The organism is Aeromonas sp. R7-4 (assembly GCF_040908055.1).
Lineage (GTDB): Bacteria > Pseudomonadota > Gammaproteobacteria > Enterobacterales > Aeromonadaceae > Aeromonas > Aeromonas sanarellii.
This window is the reverse complement of sequence record NZ_JBFODA010000065.1, coordinates 14658-31992: the sequence shown is the minus strand read 5'-3', so window position 1 is coordinate 31992 and position 17335 is coordinate 14658. Positions and strand designations below refer to the sequence as shown.

Below are 17335 nucleotides of genomic sequence, written 5' to 3'. Positions count from 1 at the left end.
CCTTGCCTCTGGTATAATCAGGCGCCCTTTTCAGCCACACGGAGCCGATTCATGCCAAATCTAGCAGAAAACAGCACTCAGGTACGGCTCGACAAGTGGCTGTGGGCCGCCCGCTTCTACAAGACCCGCAGTCTGGCACGGGATCAGATCGACGGCGGCAAGGTCCACTACAACGGCCAGCGCAGCAAACCGGGCAAGACCGTCGAGGTCGGCGCCCTCGTCCGTTTCTGGCAGGGCCAGGACGAACGGGAGGTACGGGTGCTGCAGGTGAGCGAGCAGCGCAAGTCCGCCCCCCTGGCCCAGCAGCTCTATGAAGAGACCGCCGAGAGCCTGAAGAAACGGGCCGAGAACAGCGAGGCCAGGCGCTTCAACAGCCAGTTTGCCCCGAGCCCGGAACGCCGCCCCGACAAGCAGGAGCGGCGCCAGCTGATCAAGGTCAAGCAATCCTAATCTGCCTGTGTGGCCCCTTTATGACGACAGGTGGGAGAATTAGTTCCTAACCACCTGTTTAACAATGTATTTATTTTCCCCAAGAACATCCTAGGACAACATGATGAGTAACCAAGATCTCCTGTATCGCTATCTGTTCGAAGAGTACGAAGTGCGGGGGGAGCTGGTCCAGCTGGATCGTACCTATCGTCACATCATCGATGCCCAGAACTACCCGGTACAGGTACAGCAACTGCTGGGCGAGCTGCTGGTCGCCACCAGCCTGCTGACCGCCACCCTCAAATTCGAGGGCTCCATCACGGTGCAGTTGCAGGGGGACGGCCCGGTGCGTCTGGCGGTGATCAATGGCGATCACAACCAGCAGTTGCGTGGCGTGGCCCGCTACGAAGGGGAACTGCCGACGGACGGCAAGCTGCAGAGCCTGATCGGCCAGGGTCAACTGGTGATCACCATCACCCCGGAACAGGGTGAGCGCTATCAGGGCATCATCGCCCTGGAGGCCGATACCCTGGCGACCTGCCTGGAGCAGTACTTCGCCCAGTCCGAGCAGCTCGCCACCAAGCTCTGGATCCGAACCGGCCACCATCAGGGCGAGCCCCGCGCCGCCGGCATCCTGCTGCAGGAGCTGCCCGCCCAGAGCGAGGATCACAGCGCCGACTTCGAACATCTGGAGCAGCTCACCAGCACCATCAAGGACGAGGAGCTGTTCGGTCTGGAAGCGGAAGAGATCCTCTACCGCCTCTACCACCAGGACAAGGTGCGGGTGTTCGATCCCCAGGCCATCGAGTTCCGCTGCACCTGCTCCCGCGCCCGCTGTGAAGGAGCCCTGCTGCAGATAGAGAAGGAGGAGGCGGTGGCCATGGTGCAGGAGCTCGGCAAGATCGACATGCACTGCGACTACTGCGGTGCCCACTACGAATTTGACGGCATCGACATCGAAACCCTGTTCAGCAGGGCTCCCGGTAATGATGCAAACCAGTTACACTAATCAAAGGCGGGCAAAACCCGCCTTTAACTTAAATAACAAAAAAATACCCTATTTTATAAAGTTTGATGGCGATCGCTAAAAACTACCACCTAGGTGGTAGCATGGACGTCAGATAGAACCCTACACACCTCTGAACCCAGGAGAATACAATGACAATCGTGGTAGAACCCGCCCTGGCCCAACAACTGAAGCTGGACCAGTACGGTATCAAAAACAGCCAGGAAATCGTTCGCAACCCCTCCTATGAGCAGCTTTTCGCAGAAGAGACTCGCCCTGATCTGGAAGGCTTCGAACGTGGCGTCGTCACCGAGCTCGGCGCGGTCAACGTCAACACCGGCATCTTCACCGGTCGCTCCCCGAAAGATAAATATATCGTCAAGGACGGCACCACCCAGGATACCGTGTGGTGGTCTGACCAGGGCAAGAACGATAACAAGGCGATCACCCCGGAAGTGTGGTCACATCTGAAATCCCTGGTGACCAAGCAGCTCTCCGGCAAGCGCCTGTTCGTGGTGGACGGCTTCTGCGGCGCCAACCCGGATACCCGCCTGGCCGTGCGCATCATCACCGAGGTGGCCTGGCAGGCGCACTTCGTGAAGAACATGTTCATCCGCCCGAGTGAAGCCGAGCTGGAAACGTTCGAACCTGACTTCGTGGTGATGAACGGTGCCAAGTGCACCAACCCGAACTGGAAGGAGCAGGGTCTCAACTCCGAGAACTTCGTCGCCTTCAACATGACCGAGAAGATGCAGCTCATCGGTGGCACCTGGTACGGTGGCGAGATGAAGAAGGGCATGTTCTCCATGATGAACTACTTCCTGCCCCTGCGCGGCATTGCCTCCATGCACTGCTCCGCCAACGTGGGCAAGGACGGCGACGTCGCCATCTTCTTCGGCCTCTCCGGCACCGGCAAGACCACCCTCTCCACCGATCCCAAGCGTCAGCTGATCGGCGATGACGAGCACGGCTGGGACGACCACGGCGTGTTCAACTTCGAAGGGGGCTGCTACGCCAAGACCATCAAGCTCTCCGAAGAGGCGGAACCGGACATCTACCACGCCATCCGTCGCGATGCGCTGCTGGAGAACGTGACCGTGGCGGCCGATGGCACCATCGACTTCGACGATGGTTCCCGCACCGAGAACACCCGGGTCTCCTACCCCATCTACCACATCGACAACATCGTCAAGCCGGTCTCCAAGGCGGGTCACGCCACCAAGGTGATCTTCCTGACTGCCGACGCCTTCGGTGTGCTGCCCCCGGTCGCCAAGCTGACCAAGGAGCAGACCAAGTACCACTTCCTGTCCGGCTTCACCGCCAAGCTGGCCGGCACCGAACGCGGCATCACAGAGCCGACCCCGACCTTCTCCTCCTGCTTCGGCGCGGCCTTCCTCAGCCTGCACCCGACCAAGTACGGCCAGGAGCTGGTGAAACGGATGGAAGCGGCAGGGGCAGAGGCCTATCTGGTGAACACCGGCTGGAACGGCACCGGCAAGCGGATCTCCATCAAGGACACTCGCGCCATCATCGACGCCATCCTGGATGGTTCCATCGAGCAGGCGCCGACCAAGGTGCTGCCGATCTTCAATCTGGAAGTGCCGACCGAGCTGCACGACGTGAACCCGGGCATCCTCGACCCGCGCGACACCTATGCCGATCCTACCCAGTGGGACGCAAAAGCCGTGGACTTGGCCCAGCGCTTTATCAAGAACTTCGAGCGCTTCACCGACAACGACGAGGGCAAACGCCTGGTAGCGGCGGGCCCGCAGCTGTAAAACGGGCGGATCGCCAGCCCCCATCCCGTACCGGTCAGCCCTGCTGACCGGTATTTTTTTGGACGATGCGCGGCGTATGACTCCCGCCAAGCCTTGCCTTGTGGTCCCTTGCGCGTTAGATTCAGCCAAACTTTATACAATATACAATTTTGTAACGATTCCCCTGTGACCCGATCATGACCCCACCCTACAAGACCCGCACCCAGATGGTGATGGAGAACCTGCGCGGCCGGATATTGCGCGGGGAATTTCCCGCTGGCGCCCCCCTGCGTCAGGACGCCCTCGCCAAGGAGCTGGCGGTGAGCCGGATCCCGGTGCGGGAAGCCCTGATGCAGCTGGAGGCCCAGGGGCTGGTGAAGTTCGAGGCCCATCGCGGTGCCGTGGTCACCATGCTGGACGCCTCGGCCATCGAGGAGCTCTTTTATTTGCGGGCGCTGCTGGAAGCCGATACCCTGTTCCACGCCGTCGACAAGATGACGGAAGCCACCTTCGCCGAGGCGGAGGCCATCCTCGCCCAGTTCGATCTGGCGCTGGAGTCCGGCACCCAGATCGAGCACTGGGCCGAGTTGAATCACCGCTTTCACGCCACCCTCTATCAGGCTGCCAATCGCCCCCAGGCACTGGAGCTGATCGCCCAGATCAATCTGAGCTGCGACCGCTATGTGCGCTTCGAACTGCTGTTCGCCCAGGGCGGTGTGGACAAGGCCGAGCGTGAGCACGCCCGGCTGCTGGAGCTGTGCCGCACCCGCCGCAAGCACGAGGCAGTGGTGCTGCTCAAGCAACACATCGAGGCGGCAGGCCAGTCGATCAGACAGATCCTGGCAGGCAGCCACCATCCATGAACACTCACATCACCACAATCTGGCAATAACGACATGAATCATTTCGAGATTATTGAAACCCGCGTCGCCCAGGTCAGGGCCACACTGGCCACGTTGGAACTGGACGCCTTCATCGTTCCCCACGACGACGAGCACCTGGGGGAGTACATTCCCGCCCATGCGGAGCGGCTGGACTGGATCACGGGTTTCAACGGCTCCGCCGGTCTCGCCATCATCCTGGCGCAGCGGGCGGCCCTGTTCATCGACGGTCGTTATACGGTGCAGGCACGCATGCAGGCGCCGGCCGAGCTGTTCGAATTTCTCCATCTGGTGGAAAATCCCCACGTGCAGTGGCTGGCGGAGCAGCTGCCTGCCGGCGCCCGGGTCGGTTTCGACCCCCGCCTGCACAGCCTGGCCTGGTACCAGAACGCCAGGGCCGTGCTGGCGGATCGCGGCATCGCGCTGGTGCGGGTGGACGAGAACCCCATCGATCTGCACTGGGTCGATCGCCCGACCCCGGCCAAGAGCCCTGTCATCCTCTACAGCGAGGCACTGGCGGGCCAGTCCAGCCAGGCCAAGCGCGAGATGCTGGCCAGCGATCTGCGCAAGCGCGGACTGGATGCGGTGCTGCTGACCCAGGCCGAGCCCATCAACTGGCTGCTCAACCTGCGCGGCCGTGACGTGGAGCGGCTGCCGGTCGTGCTGGGTTTTGCGGTGCTCTACGCCAACACCAGCATGGATTTCTTCGTCGACACCGACAAGATCGACTGCTTCGCCTTCAGCCAGCACGTGGGCCAGGATGTCTCCGTCTACCCCATCGACAAGCTGGGTGACGTGCTGCAGCGCATCGGCGAGGATCAGCAGAAGGTGCTGGCCGACCCCAACACCGCCAACGCCTGGACCCAGCTCGTCATGGAAGAGGCGGGCGCCATCCTGGTGGCCGGTCAGGACCCGACCATGCTGCCCAAGGCGTGCAAGAACGAGGTGGAGCTGGCCGGCATGCGCGCCGCCCATCTGCGCGACGGAGTCGCCGTCACCCGTTTCCTCGCCTGGCTGGACCGGCTGGTCGCCACAGGCTCCTTCGAGGGGGTGGATGAAGGCACTCTGGCCGACCGGCTGGAAGCCTTCCGCCACGAGCAGGAGCACTACGTCGAGCCGAGCTTTGACACCATCTCGGCGCTCGGCCCCAACGCAGCCATGTGCCACTACCGCCACACCAACGGCACGCCGCGTGCCTTCGGCCAGGACAGCATCTATCTGGTGGACTCCGGCGCCCAGTATCTGGACGGCACCACCGACATCACCCGTACCGTGAAGGTGGGTGAAGTGAGCGATGAGCACAAGGCCATGTTCACCCGGGTGCTGCAGGGTCACATCGCGCTGGATCAGGCCCGCTTCCCCCGCGGCACCGCCGGCATCCAGCTCGACGTGCTGGCCCGCATGCCCCTGTGGCAGGCCGGCTACAACTACGACCACGGCACCGGTCACGGGGTCGGTCACTTCCTGAGCGTACACGAAGGCCCCCAGCGCATCGCCCCCAAGGGCAGCCTGGTGGCCCTGCAGCCGGGCATGGTGCTCTCCAACGAGCCAGGTTACTACCGGGAAAACGGGTTCGGCATCCGCTGCGAGAACCTGGTGGTGGTCACCGAGCAGGAGCAGCTCGGCGAGCTGCCGATGCTCGGCTTCGAGCGGCTGACCTATGTACCGTTCGATACCCGCCTCATCGATCGCAGCCTGCTGAGCCCGGCGGAATTCCGCTGGATCAACGAATACCATGCCGAGGTCTATCGTCGTCTTAGCCCGCTGCTGGACGGCGAGGATCTCGCCTGGCTGGAGCAGGCGACCAGCCTCCTCTGATGACACAGGGCCTGCGGGCCCTGTTTTTTTGCCCGCCGTCGGCCGGGGCAACCCCTTGCATCAAGCCGGTCACCCTTCTACCCTGTGCCCTTTTTGTGCTGCCGCCCGGCGGCAGAGACCTTATGCCAGGAGCCCGGATGCAGCCTCCCCCCGTTTTGCGCATTGCCACCCACGCCGACATGCACGCCATAGGACGGCTCGACGCCGACATCTTCGGTGAGGATGTCTATCCCCCCTTCTTCTTCCGTCAGGCCATGGATTTGTGGCCCGACCTGCTGGTCGTGGCGGAGCGGGAAGGCAGGCTGCTGGGCTATGCCCTGGGGGGACTCGGTCAGGATCGGTCGCAGGGCTGGCTGCTCTCCCTGGCGGTGCGCCCCGAGGCGCGCGGCTTCGGTCTGGCAGAACGCATGATGCGGCGGGTAGAGCAGGGGCTGGCGACTCTGCTGGTCGCCCGGATCAGGCTGACCGTGGATCCGGCCAATCCGGCCCAGCGCCTCTACCTGCGGCTCGGTTATTCCTTGCTGGCCGAGGAGGCGGGCTACTTCGGCCCGGGCGAGGATCGCCTGCTGCTGGGGAAGACCCTGGGCTGACCCGTTCGGGGTATGGTGCACCATACCCCCTCATAAATGGTTACATTTTGCAGGTTTGACGAGCAATCTGGTTGGCGTAAAGTGGAATCCATCACCCGATTAAACCTATGCCTGCCCAGGAGGCCCATCATGTTGAAACGCATTGCTCTCGTCACCCTGCTGGCCGCCACCACAGCCCTCACGGGCTGCGCCAACAGCGACGTCTACTCCGGCGATGTCTACACCAAGGATCGCGCCAAGCAGGTACAGACCGTCAGCTACGGCACCATAGTCTCCACCCGCCCGGTCAAGATCCAGGCCGATGAGAACTCGGTGATCGGCACCATAGGCGGCGCCGTGGTCGGCGGCCTGCTCGGCAGCACCATAGGCGGTGGCCGCGGCAGCGACATCGCCGCCGCCGGCGGTGCCATCGCCGGTGCCGCCGCCGGCAAGGCGGCCGGTGACAAGCTCAACCAGGTCGATGGCGTCGAGCTCGAGATCAAGAAAGAGAACGGCGAGTCCATCGTGGTGGTGCAAAAAGCCAGCCCCACCTTCGTACCCGGCGCCCGGGTTCGCATGACCCAGGGCAATGGCAGCATCAACGTGGCCGTGGTGAACTGATCGCCTCCATCGGACGCCATAAAAAAGGTGAGCCCAGGCTCACCTTTTTTGTCCGTCTTGTCTGCCGCTGCCGGCTCAGGCATCCTGATGCAGCCAGGCCGCGATGGCCAGTTGCAGACCCACCATACCGGCATCATGAAGCAGGGCGCGAAGTGACCCCGCCTCCCCCGCCGCCACCAGCAGGCGCTGCTGTACCAGGAGCCCGGGCAACCAGGACGGAGCCGGAGTCAGGGCGCCGGCGGCCTCGGCCACCAGGGCCACCCCTTCCAACAGGGCGTGCAGCGCCCGTTGCCGCTCGTCATCATCGCCACTCTCAAGCCAGAGCTGCTCATGGTGCTGCCAGTGTTGCAGGCCAAGGCCGATGCGCTCCTGCTGCGTCCGGCCCCCGACATCTGGCAAGGGCTGCACGGTCAGCGGCTTGCCGAGCCCCGCCAGCCGGTAGCCGCGCTGCGCCTTGGACTGGGCCCCCAACCTGAGCCCGCCCAGCGTCGCCAGCCTCGCCGCCAGGGCGAACAGGGCGCCGGCCTCGCCGGACTTGATCTCCAGCTCCAGCTCGTCGATCCCGGTGCGTCCCAGAGCGCCGACAATCTCCCCCCGATCCCAGGCCAGCTCGATCTCGGCACGCTCTCCGGCGCTCTCGAATGCGATCAGCCAGTGGCGGCGCAGAAAGTCGGTGCTGAACTGGGCCACCAGCCGAGACTGGATCTCGTCGCGCACGGCCAGGCTCGGCCAGATCTCTTCGGGGAAGGTCGCCAGGGTCGGCAGCTCACCCTCGATCGGGGCATTGTACTCGGGCCTGGCGTGCAGCCCTCCCACCGCCTGACCCCGGCATTTGATGGTCTGCTCGGAGAAATGGTCGCTGCGGCGGATGCGCAACCCCATGTCGAGGCGGCGCAGATCCAGAGCGGGGGTGTCGAAATAGACATTGCCGAGCCTTGCCTGATCGGAGGAGATAATTTCAAGCGAATTCAGAAAGTTGGAGAGAGAATCTTGAATATTGCTGGTGATGAAAAACTTTATCTCGATCTCAGTTTGCATAGTCATTCCGGGCGGGCAGGCAACTTTGGGGGGCATGATCCGGATCGCGGGGATATAATGCCAGCGATAGATTCAGGATTAATTCACGGTTTTATTGATGGCACAGTTCGGTTACCATGCGCCCCTCATAAAATCGTATCGAGTGTTTTTTCACCGACACAGGTTTGGCCATGCCAGTAAATACTATTTTGGGTCTTTTTGCCAAGTCCCCCATCAAGCCGCTGCAGAAGCATATCGTCAAGGTTCACGTGTGCTGCGAGCAGCTCATTCCCTTCTTTGATGCCGTTGCCGAAGAGCGCTGGGAAGATGCCGAGAAAATCCGGCAACAGATCGCCCAGCTGGAAAAAGAAGCGGACATTCTCAAGCGCGAAATTCGCCTGAAACTCCCCCGCGGCCTGTTCCTGCCGGTCGCCCGTACCGATCTGCTGGAGCTGTTGACCCAGCAGGACAAGATTGCCAACCGTGCCAAGGATATTTCCGGTCGCATGCTTGGCCGCAAGATGGAATTCCCCACCGAGATGCGTGCCGATTTCATGGCCTATCTCAAACGCTGTATCGATGCGACCGCCCAGGCCGAGAAAGCCATCAAAGAACTCGATGAGCTGCTCGAAACCGGCTTTAAAGGACGTGAAGTTGAAATGGTTGCCGAGATGATCCACCAGCTGGATCTCATCGAGGACGATACTGACACCATGCAGATCGGGCTGCGCCAACAGCTGCAAGCCGTTGAGCACAAGTACAATCCGATCGACGTTATGTTCCTCTACAAGATCCTCGAATGGGTAGGTGACCTGGCAGATCAGGCCGAGCGCGTTGGCGCCCGCCTGGAATTGATGCTGGCTCGTTCGTAATCGACTGACTGGGTAAACACTGAATGGACATTATCGCGAATTACGGCACCACCCTGGTGCTCGTGGCGGCCTTGTTCGGCTTTTTGATGGCCTGGGGCATTGGTGCGAACGACGTCGCCAACGCCATGGGTACATCGGTCGGCACCAAATCCCTGACCATACGCCAGGCGATCATCATCGCCATGATCTTCGAGTTCGCCGGCGCCTACCTGGCCGGTGGTGAAGTGACCGCCACCATCCGCAACGGCATCATCGACACCAGTGCCTTCGCCGATACCCCGGATCTGCTGGTGCTCGGCATGATAGCCTCCCTGCTGGCGGCGGGCGCCTGGCTGATCCTGGCCTCCTACTTCGGCTGGCCCGTCTCCACCACCCACTCCATCATCGGCGCCATCGTCGGCTTCGGGGTGGTGAGCATAGGTCCGGAAGCGGTGCAGTGGAGCAAGTTTGGCGGCATCGTCGGCTCCTGGGTGGTCACCCCGGCCATCTCCGGCATCATCGCCTACTTCATGTTCATCAGCGTGCAGAAGCTCATCTTCAACACCGACAACCCGCTCGCCAACGCCAAGCGCTATGTTCCCTTCTACATGTTCCTGACCGCGCTGGTGATCTGCCTGGTGACCATCAAGAAGGGTCTGACCCACGTCGGCCTGCACCTGAGCGATGGCGAGGGGATCCTGCTCTCCGTCGCCATCTCGGTGGCCCTCTCCATCGGCGGCTGGTTCTACATTCGCGGCCAGAAATACAACCCGCAGGATGACAACAAGATGCACTTCGCCAACGTGGAGAAGGTATTCGGCATCCTGATGGTGATCACCGCCTGCGCCATGGCCTTCGCCCACGGCTCCAACGACGTGGCCAACGCCATAGGTCCGCTCTCCGCCGTGGTCTCCACCGTGGAAAGCGCCGGCCAGATCAGCGGCAGCAGCCACATCGCCTGGTGGATCCTGCCCCTTGGCGGCATAGGCATCGTCATCGGTCTGGCCACCATGGGCGAGAAGGTGATGGCGACCGTCGGCACCGGCATCACCCACCTGACCCCGAGCCGCGGCTTCGCCGCCCAGCTGGCCACCGCCGCTACTGTGGTGATCGCCTCGGGGACCGGCCTGCCCATCTCCACCACCCAGACCCTGGTGGGTGCCGTGATGGGGGTAGGCCTGGCCCGCGGCATCGCCGCCCTGAACCTGGGTGTGCTGCGCAATATCGTGATCTCCTGGGTGATCACCCTGCCCGCCGGCGCCATCCTGGCCATCGCCATCTTCTACGTGCTGCAGGCCTGCTTCTCCTAATCGCCTCCCGGCGACAGCAAAAAGCCCGAGTCAGTGACTCGGGCTTTTTTACGCTTCTCTTTTGCCTCAAACGGTCGATGACGCTGCGCCAACCGCCCCGACACAGGCACTTATTCTTCGATGAAGGTCCACTCGTCGCGCACCCGGCTGATGGCGTCGAGCCGTCGCTTGCCGAGCTGCTCGCGGATCGCCTCCCCCTTGAAGCCCGCCGCCACTATATCCTTCACCGGCACCGCAGTGGCCGCCTCCAGCGCCTGGGCCACGTAGTCCGGCTGGCTGTAGACCTTCTCCTCGAAACCGGTACGACCGTGGAAGTCGGCGCGGCAGGCATCCAGCAACTGGGCGAAACGCTCCGGTCTGCGCCAGGCATCGGCCTTGTCGAACACCTTCAGCATGGTCGCCGGCTTGAGCTCGAAGGCGATGTGGATGTGGGTGTGCAGATCGCTCACCAGCAGGGCCAGATCACGGCACTCGTTCGGTACCCGGAAACGCTCGCAGAAGTCGCGAATGAGCGGCAGCCCCTTCTGTCCGTGGCCGTGGTGGCTCGGCCAGAACGCCGGCGGGGTCAGTCCCTTGCCGAAGTCGTGGCACAGGGCGGCGAAACGCACGGTCAGCTCGGGGGAGAGGCGGCACGCCTGTGCCAGCACCATCATGGTGTGGATGCCGGTGTCGATCTCCGGATGCCACCTGGCGGGGGCCGGCACCCCGAACAGGGCCTCCAGCTCGGGGAAGAGCGCCTTGAGGGCTCCACATTCACGCAGCACCTCGAAGAAGACCTGGGGGGTCGGCCCCAGCAGCACCTTCTCCAGCTCCTTCCAGACCCGCTCCGGGGTCAGGTGGGCGAGCTCGCCGGCGTCGGTCATCTCCCTCATCAGCCCCAGCGTCTCCGGGGCCACCACGAAGCCCTGGCCGTGGAAACGGGCCGCGAAGCGCGCCACCCGCAGGATGCGCAGGGGATCCTCGGCAAAGGCCGGGGAGACGTGGCGCAGCAAGCGCCGCTCAAGGTCCTCGAGGCCGCCATAGGGATCGTGCAGTTGCCCACCCTCGTCTTCGGCGATGGCGTTGATGGTGAGATCCCGGCGCAGCAAGTCCTGCTCGAGCGTCACCTCGGGATCCGCGTGACAGACGAAGCCGGTATAGCCCCGCCCCTGCTTGCGCTCGGTACGCGCCAGGGCGTACTCCTGATGGGTGCTGGGGTGGAGAAACACCGGGAAGTCGCGGCCAACCTGGGTGAACCCCAGCGCCAGCATCTGCTGCACGGTAGCACCGACCACCAGGTGATCCCTGTCTCCCTGCGGCAATCCCAACAGGCGATCCCGGACCGCCCCCCCGACCAGATAAATCTGCACGCGTACTCTCCTTCGATAAACCTGCCCCGATGATACCGCTTTTGGCCGCCAGAGACGATGACGCCCCCTCCACCAATCCGGGGTGGGCCCTCAGGTTATGGTCCATGATCATCATCATCCGGGCACAATGGCCCTCGCCGTTCGAGCCAGCCCCTCTTATGGAGCCCGGGTCTTTGACTTCCCTCTGGGGAGGCTTTAACCTGCCGCCATAACAATGGAATGGATCCTTATGTACACACAGTTCTTCGGTCTGTCGGAGCCCCCGTTCTCCATCTCGCCCAACCCCAAATACCTCTACATGAGCGAACGCCACGGAGAGGCACTCGCCCATCTCAACTACGGGTTGCAGGACGGGGGGGGCTTCGTGCTGCTCACCGGGGAAGTGGGCACGGGCAAGACCACTGTCTCCCGCTGCCTGCTGCAGCAATTGCCCGCTGACACCGAGATCGCCTACATCCTCAACCCCTCCCTGACCGAGCGGGATCTGCTGGCGGCCATCTGCGACGAATACCAGCTCGTCTACGAGCAGGAAGCCAGTCTCAAGCAGCTGTTCGATCTCATTCGCGACCATCTGCTGGTCAACCTGGCGGCGGGCAAGCGCAGCGTCGTACTGGTGGATGAAGCCCAGCATCTGCTGCCCGGCGTGCTGGAGCAGTTGCGACTGCTCACCAACCTGGAGACCGACGAGAAGAAGCTGTTGCAGGTGGTGCTCATCGGCCAGCCCGAGCTGCAGCAGATGCTGCGCCAGCCGCTGCTGCGCCAGCTGGCCCAGCGCATCACGGCCCGCTATCACCTGCTGCCGCTCTCCTGCCAGGACGTGGACGCCTACGTGCGCTTCCGGCTGCAGGTGGCCGGCTGCGTCCAGCCCATCTTCACCCCCAGGGCCATCCAGACCCTGCATCGCCTCTCCGGCGGCATTCCGCGCCTCATCAACCTCATCTGCGACCGTGCCCTGATCGCCGCCTTCGCCCGCGGCAGCCACAAGATAGTGCACGGCGACATCAGCCAGTCCGCTTTCGAGGTGAGCGGCATTCGCGACGAGGGGAGCTGGCAGTCCAGCCTCACCGTGACCCTGGCGGGCGCCCTGCTGGTCGCCGCCGGCTGGTGGGGCTGGCAGTTCTTCGGTGTCTTCCCCGCCCGCCCCCTGATCAAGGTGGAGGTGCCGGTCAAGGTGGATGACACGCCGGAGCAGCTGGAGCAGCTGACCCGCGCCATCAATCAGGCGATCTCACCCGACGTGGCCATGCAGAACCTCTACAGGGTCTGGGGCTACCAGACCGAGCTGGAGGAGGCGACCTGCGACAATGCCCCCCGCGCCGGCCTGCGCTGCCAGGAAGGGGACGCCTCCCTGGCCCAGCTGCAGGCCCTGCAATACCCGGCCCTCATCAGCCTGACCGACGAGACGGGCGGCCTCTATTACGCCACCCTGGTGGGTCTGGGGGCGGACAAGGCCTCCCTGCTCATCGGCAACCAGAGCTGGCAGGTGGACAGACAGTGGCTCTCCGACGCCTGGGGGGGCAGCTACACCCTGCTCTGGCGCATGCCCAGGGGCAATCTGACCCTGATCGGCAGCAATGCCGCGCCGGCCCAGATCCAGTGGCTGGACAACGCCCTGAGCCGAGCCCTGCAACAGCCGGATCGCAAGGTGAGCCGCTTCGACGCCACCCTCAAGAACAAGTTGCAGCAGTTCCAGCGCGAGCAGGGGCTGACCCCGGACGGCATCGCCGGCAGCAATACCCTGCTGCGCCTGAACGTGATGGCCGGGGAGCCCATGCCCAGGCTGGAGGATGAATCCCTGCGCGCCAATACCCCGGTCGACCTCGACAGCGTGGCGGACGACGACATGGAACCCATGGTGGAGGAGGCCTCCTGATGTCTACCCTGCTCAAGGCCCTGCGCCGGGCCGATCAAACCCAGTTCACCCCCCACATGCCGCTCATGGGCCTGCCCATGGGCCAGGAAGAGGAGCCCGGACGCCGCTGGATCTGGTGGCTGCTGGCCCCCCTTGCCCTGGTGATGGGGGCGGGCGCCAACTATGGCTGGCACCTCTATCACCTCAAACCCATAGAGCAGCAGGTCGAGATCAAGGAGGTGGTGACGCCGCCCTTCGTGCGGGTCGAACCCAGGCCCATGATCACCCGCCCGTTGCCCCCGCCGCTGCCGGAGCCCGTGGTCGCCCCCAGGCCAGCAGCGGCGACGCCGGCGACCGCCACCGCCACCGCCAGCCAGGGCGAGAGCCTGGCCGAACGCCTGATGGCCGCCCTCAACAACACCCCGCTGGTGGAAGAGACGGCGCCGCAGGCCCAGGCCCAGACCAGCGCCATCCCCCTCAGCGCCCTGCCCTCAGCCTTGCAGCAGCAGGTACCGCAGATGACCTACGGCGCCCACAACTACTCCTCCGACCCGGCCAAGCGGGCCGTGGTACTCAACGGACGGGAGTGGCGAGAGGGCAACGAGATAGCCCCGGGCGTACTGCTGGCGGCCATCGCCCAGGATTACATCGTCCTGCAGGTCGGCGGCCAGTACGCCAGTCTCAAGGCGTTGCAGGACTGGCGTGGTTAGTCCGGCCGAACCGGCCGATCACCCGCCACTGTCCATTCAGAGGGAGCCCGAGAGCTCCCCTTTTTCATCCATGACATGAGCACAATGTGAGCAATTCGAACGACACCACCTTCGCCGGTCGCATTCTGGACTGGTACCAGATCCACGGCCGCAAGACCCTGCCCTGGCAGCAGGACAAGACCCCCTACCGGGTCTGGATCTCCGAGATCATGCTGCAACAGACCCAGGTCGCCACCGTGATCCCCTACTATGAGCGGTTCATGGCCCGCTTCCCCGATGTGCTGGCACTGGCGGATGCCCCCATCGACGAGGTGCTGCACCACTGGACCGGGCTTGGCTACTACGCCCGCGCCCGCAACCTGCACAAGGCGGCCGTGCAGATCCGCGATCGGCACGGCGGCCTGTTCCCGGAGCGGCTGGAGGAGGTGATGGCGCTGCCCGGCATCGGTCGCTCCACCGCCGGGGCAGTGCTCTCCCTCTCCCTGGGCCAGCCCCACGCCATCCTGGACGGCAACGTGAAGCGGGTACTCACCCGCTGGCTGGCGCTGGCGGGCTGGCCCGGTCAGAAACAGGTGGAGAACGATCTCTGGGAGCTGGCGACCCGCCTCACCCCCAGGGTCGGGGTGGCCCAGTACAACCAGGCCATGATGGACATGGGAGCCACCGTCTGCACCCGCAGCAAGCCCGCCTGCGAGCGCTGCCCGGTGCGGGACGATTGCCAGGGGCTGTCGCAGGGCAACCCCACCGCCTATCCCCACAGCAAGCCGAAGAAGAGCATCCCGGCCCGCAGCGGCATCATGCTGATCATCCGCCAGGGAGATCAGTTGCTGCTGGAGAAGCGCCCCCCCCAGGGGATCTGGGGCGGGCTCTACTGCTTCCCCCAGGTGGAATCCCTCGCCGAGGTGGCTGGGCGCCTGCAAGGCTTGGGGCTGGATGGCACCGACTATCGGGAGCTCGCTGGATTTCGCCACACTTTCAGTCACTTCCACCTCGATATCCGCCCTTTGCTGATCGAAATGGCTGCGCCGCCGCCCCCCATGCTCATGGAAGCGGATTCCCGACTCTGGTATAACTTACGCCATCCTGCCGAGGTGGGATTGGCGGCGGCCACGGCCCGCCTGCTCGCCTACCCGGACTTACAACCCGACTTGCAACCACAGAGGTCAACATGAGCCGTACCGTATTCTGCCTGCGCCTGAAAAAAGAGGCGCCGGGTCTCGATTTCCAACTCTACCCCGGTGAACTCGGCAAGCGGATCTTCGACAACATCAGCAAGGAAGCCTGGACCGAGTGGCAGAAGAAGCAGGTGATGCTGATCAACGAGAAGAAGCTGAACATGATGAACCTCGAGCACCGCCAGTTGCTGGAAAAAGAGATGGTCAGCTATCTGTTTGACGCGGGTGAAGTCCAGATCGACGGCTATACCCCGCCCAGCCAGTAAGCCGAGAGAGCGCCAAACGGTGGCTCCTCTCCTGGCTCGAGCCAATCAGTGACGGGCGGCCCCACCGCCCGGTTTGAGGATCTTATGGGTCGATTTTTTGGGCTGCTGTGCGCCCTGCTGTTTCTCTCTGCCTGCTCATCCTCTCCCCAGACCGGCGGGAGCGACGATGATGATCTGGTCAACGGCAAGGACGTGCGCGGCTTTGAACACATGATCAGTGCGCTCTCCCACAACGTGAACGAGATATGGGGGCGCGAGGCGCTGTTCGCCGGCAAGTTCGACTACGTCAAGTACACGGATCAGTACAAGAGCCGGGCCCACATCGACTTCTCGGGTGGTCGCATCATGGTGGAGACGGTCTCCGGCCTAGACCCCCGTGCCCACCTGCGCCGTGCCATCATAGAGACCCTGCTGACCCCGGACGATCCGGCGGAAGTGGATCTCTATTCGGACAGGGAGATCATGCCCGGGGGCGAGCCCTTCCTCTATGGCCAGGTGCTGGACAACCAGGGGCAGCCGATCCGCTCCAGCTGGCGCGCGGAGCGCTATGCCGACTACCTGCTCGACACGGCGATGAAGAAGCGCACCCTGGGGATCCGCAACATCTTCTTCATCGACATCCCCATGGTGGCGAACCACGAGGACAGGCGGGGTTACAAGTACGCCAGCATCATCCGTGACGCCTCCCGCAAGTATGGGGTCGCCGAGAGCCTGATCTATGCGGTGATCAAGACGGAGAGCAGCTTCAACCCCTATGCGGTCAGCCATGCGAACGCCTATGGCCTGATGCAGGTGATACCGGCCACCGCCGGGCGGGATGTCTATGTGCGGGTCAAGGGGAAGAACGGACAGCCGACCCGGGAAGATCTGTTCAACCCGGCCTACAACATCGACGTGGGGACCGCCTATCTGCACCTGCTGCAGACCGTCTATCTGGCGGACATCCAGGATCCCCAGTCCCGCCGCTATGCGGTGATCTCCGCCTACAACGGCGGTGCAGGCGGGGTGCTCAACACCTTCTCCAGCAACCGCAAGGCCGCCCCGGACATGATCAACCGGCTCTCCCCCGAGGCAGTCTATCAGGTGCTGACCGAGCAGCATCCCAAGGCGGAGGCGCGCCGCTACCTCTACAAGGTCAACCAGGCCGAGAAGGGGTTCAAGCGAACCGTCGCCAGTCGGGCCGGCTGACGACGTCCAAAGAAAGAGGGGCGCTGATAGCGCCCCTCTTTCTGCTGACTGTTTGTCCCTCACTTGGCGATAAAGCCGCCCTTGCTCTGGGGAGCCGCCCCCACCTTCTCCAGGTGCTCCACCTCGACCTCGGTCTTGTTCCAGCTGTGGTCAACCTCGCCGCGCACGCGGATCAGATCGTCCGGACCCACTTCGGTGCCGCGCCACACATCCCCGTCCACTTCTACTTCCACTTCGCCGCTGTCATCGCGGAACATGTAGTTTTCACCGCCAAGATGCTTGACCAGCTTGCCTTCCAGGGTCACCCACTGGTCATCGGCCACGTCTTTCAACTGGGCGACCGAAACCTTGTTCTGCTCCTTGGGACCTGTGTAGGCCGCCATGGCGAAGGAAGAGACGGACATCAGTGCCACCAGGGCGATTGCCTTTGCTTTGTTCATTTCATGCTCCTGTCATTGGGGTATGCAGGCATCTTGCCCGGCTGTGCGTGAAACAAACGTGAAGCCTCCCCATCCAGGGGGGGCGATGTGACCGCA

Annotated in this window: 17 protein-coding genes; 14 read left to right on the top strand and 3 right to left on the bottom strand. The window is 63.5% G+C overall.

What is annotated here, in order from left to right:
- Positions 1–51: 51 nt before the first annotated feature.
- The 7 genes from hslR to AB5Y72_RS18295 all read left to right on the top strand — a co-directional run bounded on the left by hslR (position 52) and on the right by AB5Y72_RS18295 (position 7081).
- Positions 52–450 carry a ribosome-associated heat shock protein Hsp15 gene (gene hslR, locus AB5Y72_RS18325; protein WP_042075911.1) on the top strand — a complete coding sequence of 133 codons (399 nt, stop codon included), beginning with the start codon at positions 52–54 and terminating at the stop codon, positions 448–450.
- 103 nt (positions 451–553) lie between these two features.
- Positions 554–1438 (top strand): Hsp33 family molecular chaperone HslO, encoded by an 885-nt coding sequence (gene hslO, locus AB5Y72_RS18320; RefSeq protein WP_042075914.1) that lies wholly within the window; start codon positions 554–556, stop codon positions 1436–1438.
- Positions 1439–1587: 149 nt separating this feature from the next.
- The gene (pckA, locus tag AB5Y72_RS18315; protein WP_219143473.1) at positions 1588–3213 is read left to right on the top strand and encodes a phosphoenolpyruvate carboxykinase (ATP); all 1626 of its coding nucleotides are present in this window, start codon (positions 1588–1590) and stop codon (positions 3211–3213) included.
- Positions 3214–3389: 176 nt separating this feature from the next.
- Complete coding sequence (locus AB5Y72_RS18310) at positions 3390–4055, top strand: GntR family transcriptional regulator (protein WP_042075918.1); 666 nt, start codon at positions 3390–3392, stop codon at positions 4053–4055.
- 33 nt (positions 4056–4088) lie between these two features.
- Complete coding sequence (locus tag AB5Y72_RS18305) at positions 4089–5891, top strand: aminopeptidase P family protein (protein ID WP_325782851.1); 1803 nt, start codon at positions 4089–4091, stop codon at positions 5889–5891.
- Positions 5892–6028: 137 nt separating this feature from the next.
- A complete protein-coding gene (locus AB5Y72_RS18300) occupies positions 6029–6481 on the top strand; it encodes an N-acetyltransferase (RefSeq protein WP_216991040.1) in 453 nt (150 codons plus the stop codon).
- 129 nt (positions 6482–6610) lie between these two features.
- Complete coding sequence (locus tag AB5Y72_RS18295) at positions 6611–7081, top strand: glycine zipper 2TM domain-containing protein (RefSeq protein WP_216991041.1); 471 nt, start codon at positions 6611–6613, stop codon at positions 7079–7081.
- A 75-nt stretch (positions 7082–7156) separates the two neighbouring features.
- On the opposite strand, the gene AB5Y72_RS18290 is transcribed toward AB5Y72_RS18295, so the two are convergent.
- On the bottom strand, positions 7157–8119 hold the full coding sequence (locus AB5Y72_RS18290; protein WP_219143470.1) for an inorganic triphosphatase: 963 nt from the start codon (positions 8117–8119) through the stop codon (positions 7157–7159).
- 170 nt (positions 8120–8289) lie between these two features.
- On the opposite strand from AB5Y72_RS18290, the gene AB5Y72_RS18285 reads away from it, so the two are divergent.
- Together AB5Y72_RS18285 and AB5Y72_RS18280 are read left to right on the top strand one after the other, a co-directional pair.
- The gene (locus AB5Y72_RS18285; protein WP_042075928.1) at positions 8290–8970 is read left to right on the top strand and encodes a TIGR00153 family protein; all 681 of its coding nucleotides are present in this window, start codon (positions 8290–8292) and stop codon (positions 8968–8970) included.
- 23 nt (positions 8971–8993) lie between these two features.
- Entirely contained in the window at positions 8994–10259 is a 1266-nt protein-coding gene (locus tag AB5Y72_RS18280; protein ID WP_209793997.1) for an inorganic phosphate transporter, read from the top strand.
- Positions 10260–10369: 110 nt separating this feature from the next.
- Here the strand turns inward: AB5Y72_RS18280 and AB5Y72_RS18275 are convergent, their stop codons facing one another.
- A complete protein-coding gene (locus tag AB5Y72_RS18275) occupies positions 10370–11608 on the bottom strand; it encodes a multifunctional CCA addition/repair protein (protein ID WP_368199385.1) in 1239 nt (412 codons plus the stop codon).
- Between the two features lie 229 nt (positions 11609–11837).
- On the opposite strand from AB5Y72_RS18275, the gene AB5Y72_RS18270 reads away from it, so the two are divergent.
- From AB5Y72_RS18270 to mltC, 5 genes are all read left to right on the top strand, one after another.
- Entirely contained in the window at positions 11838–13481 is a 1644-nt protein-coding gene (locus tag AB5Y72_RS18270; RefSeq protein WP_325782849.1) for an AAA family ATPase, read from the top strand.
- Entirely contained in the window at positions 13481–14170 is a 690-nt protein-coding gene (exeB, locus tag AB5Y72_RS18265; RefSeq protein ID WP_325782848.1) for a GspB family T2SS assembly factor variant ExeB, read from the top strand. Before AB5Y72_RS18270 ends, exeB begins: the two co-directional genes overlap by 1 nt.
- 86 nt (positions 14171–14256) lie before the next feature.
- Positions 14257–15342 (top strand): A/G-specific adenine glycosylase, encoded by a 1086-nt coding sequence (gene mutY / locus AB5Y72_RS18260; protein ID WP_325782847.1) that lies wholly within the window; start codon positions 14257–14259, stop codon positions 15340–15342.
- On the top strand, positions 15339–15611 hold the full coding sequence (locus AB5Y72_RS18255; RefSeq protein WP_010675742.1) for an oxidative damage protection protein: 273 nt from the start codon (positions 15339–15341) through the stop codon (positions 15609–15611). Before mutY ends, AB5Y72_RS18255 begins: the two co-directional genes overlap by 4 nt.
- Before the next feature lie 84 nt (positions 15612–15695).
- On the top strand, positions 15696–16799 hold the full coding sequence (gene mltC, locus AB5Y72_RS18250; RefSeq protein WP_325782846.1) for a membrane-bound lytic murein transglycosylase MltC: 1104 nt from the start codon (positions 15696–15698) through the stop codon (positions 16797–16799).
- 59 nt (positions 16800–16858) lie between these two features.
- On the opposite strand, the gene AB5Y72_RS18245 is transcribed toward mltC, so the two are convergent.
- Positions 16859–17239 (bottom strand): YgiW/YdeI family stress tolerance OB fold protein, encoded by a 381-nt coding sequence (locus AB5Y72_RS18245; protein WP_042075944.1) that lies wholly within the window; start codon positions 17237–17239, stop codon positions 16859–16861.
- Positions 17240–17335: the final 96 nt, after the last annotated feature.

Excerpts from the sequence above, each read along its gene's own strand:
- AB5Y72_RS18295 (WP_216991041.1), top strand. The coding sequence starts at position 6,611 with ATGTTGAAACGCATTGCTCTCGTCACCCTGCTGGCCGCCACCACAGCC.
- pckA (WP_219143473.1), top strand. The coding sequence starts at position 1,588 with ATGACAATCGTGGTAGAACCCGCCCTGGCCCAACAACTGAAGCTGGAC.
- AB5Y72_RS18290 (WP_219143470.1), bottom strand. The coding sequence starts at position 8,119 with ATGCAAACTGAGATCGAGATAAAGTTTTTCATCACCAGCAATATTCAA.
- AB5Y72_RS18255 (WP_010675742.1), top strand. The coding sequence starts at position 15,339 with ATGAGCCGTACCGTATTCTGCCTGCGCCTGAAAAAAGAGGCGCCGGGT.
- AB5Y72_RS18300 (WP_216991040.1), top strand. The coding sequence starts at position 6,029 with ATGCAGCCTCCCCCCGTTTTGCGCATTGCCACCCACGCCGACATGCAC.
- AB5Y72_RS18280 (WP_209793997.1), top strand. The coding sequence starts at position 8,994 with ATGGACATTATCGCGAATTACGGCACCACCCTGGTGCTCGTGGCGGCC.
- mltC (WP_325782846.1), top strand. The coding sequence starts at position 15,696 with ATGGGTCGATTTTTTGGGCTGCTGTGCGCCCTGCTGTTTCTCTCTGCC.
- hslR (WP_042075911.1), top strand. The coding sequence starts at position 52 with ATGCCAAATCTAGCAGAAAACAGCACTCAGGTACGGCTCGACAAGTGG.
- AB5Y72_RS18285 (WP_042075928.1), top strand. The coding sequence starts at position 8,290 with ATGCCAGTAAATACTATTTTGGGTCTTTTTGCCAAGTCCCCCATCAAG.
- AB5Y72_RS18270 (WP_325782849.1), top strand. The coding sequence starts at position 11,838 with ATGTACACACAGTTCTTCGGTCTGTCGGAGCCCCCGTTCTCCATCTCG.
- exeB (WP_325782848.1), top strand. The coding sequence starts at position 13,481 with ATGTCTACCCTGCTCAAGGCCCTGCGCCGGGCCGATCAAACCCAGTTC.
- hslO (WP_042075914.1), top strand. The coding sequence starts at position 554 with ATGAGTAACCAAGATCTCCTGTATCGCTATCTGTTCGAAGAGTACGAA.
- AB5Y72_RS18310 (WP_042075918.1), top strand. The coding sequence starts at position 3,390 with ATGACCCCACCCTACAAGACCCGCACCCAGATGGTGATGGAGAACCTG.
- AB5Y72_RS18305 (WP_325782851.1), top strand. The coding sequence starts at position 4,089 with ATGAATCATTTCGAGATTATTGAAACCCGCGTCGCCCAGGTCAGGGCC.
- AB5Y72_RS18245 (WP_042075944.1), bottom strand. The coding sequence starts at position 17,239 with ATGAACAAAGCAAAGGCAATCGCCCTGGTGGCACTGATGTCCGTCTCT.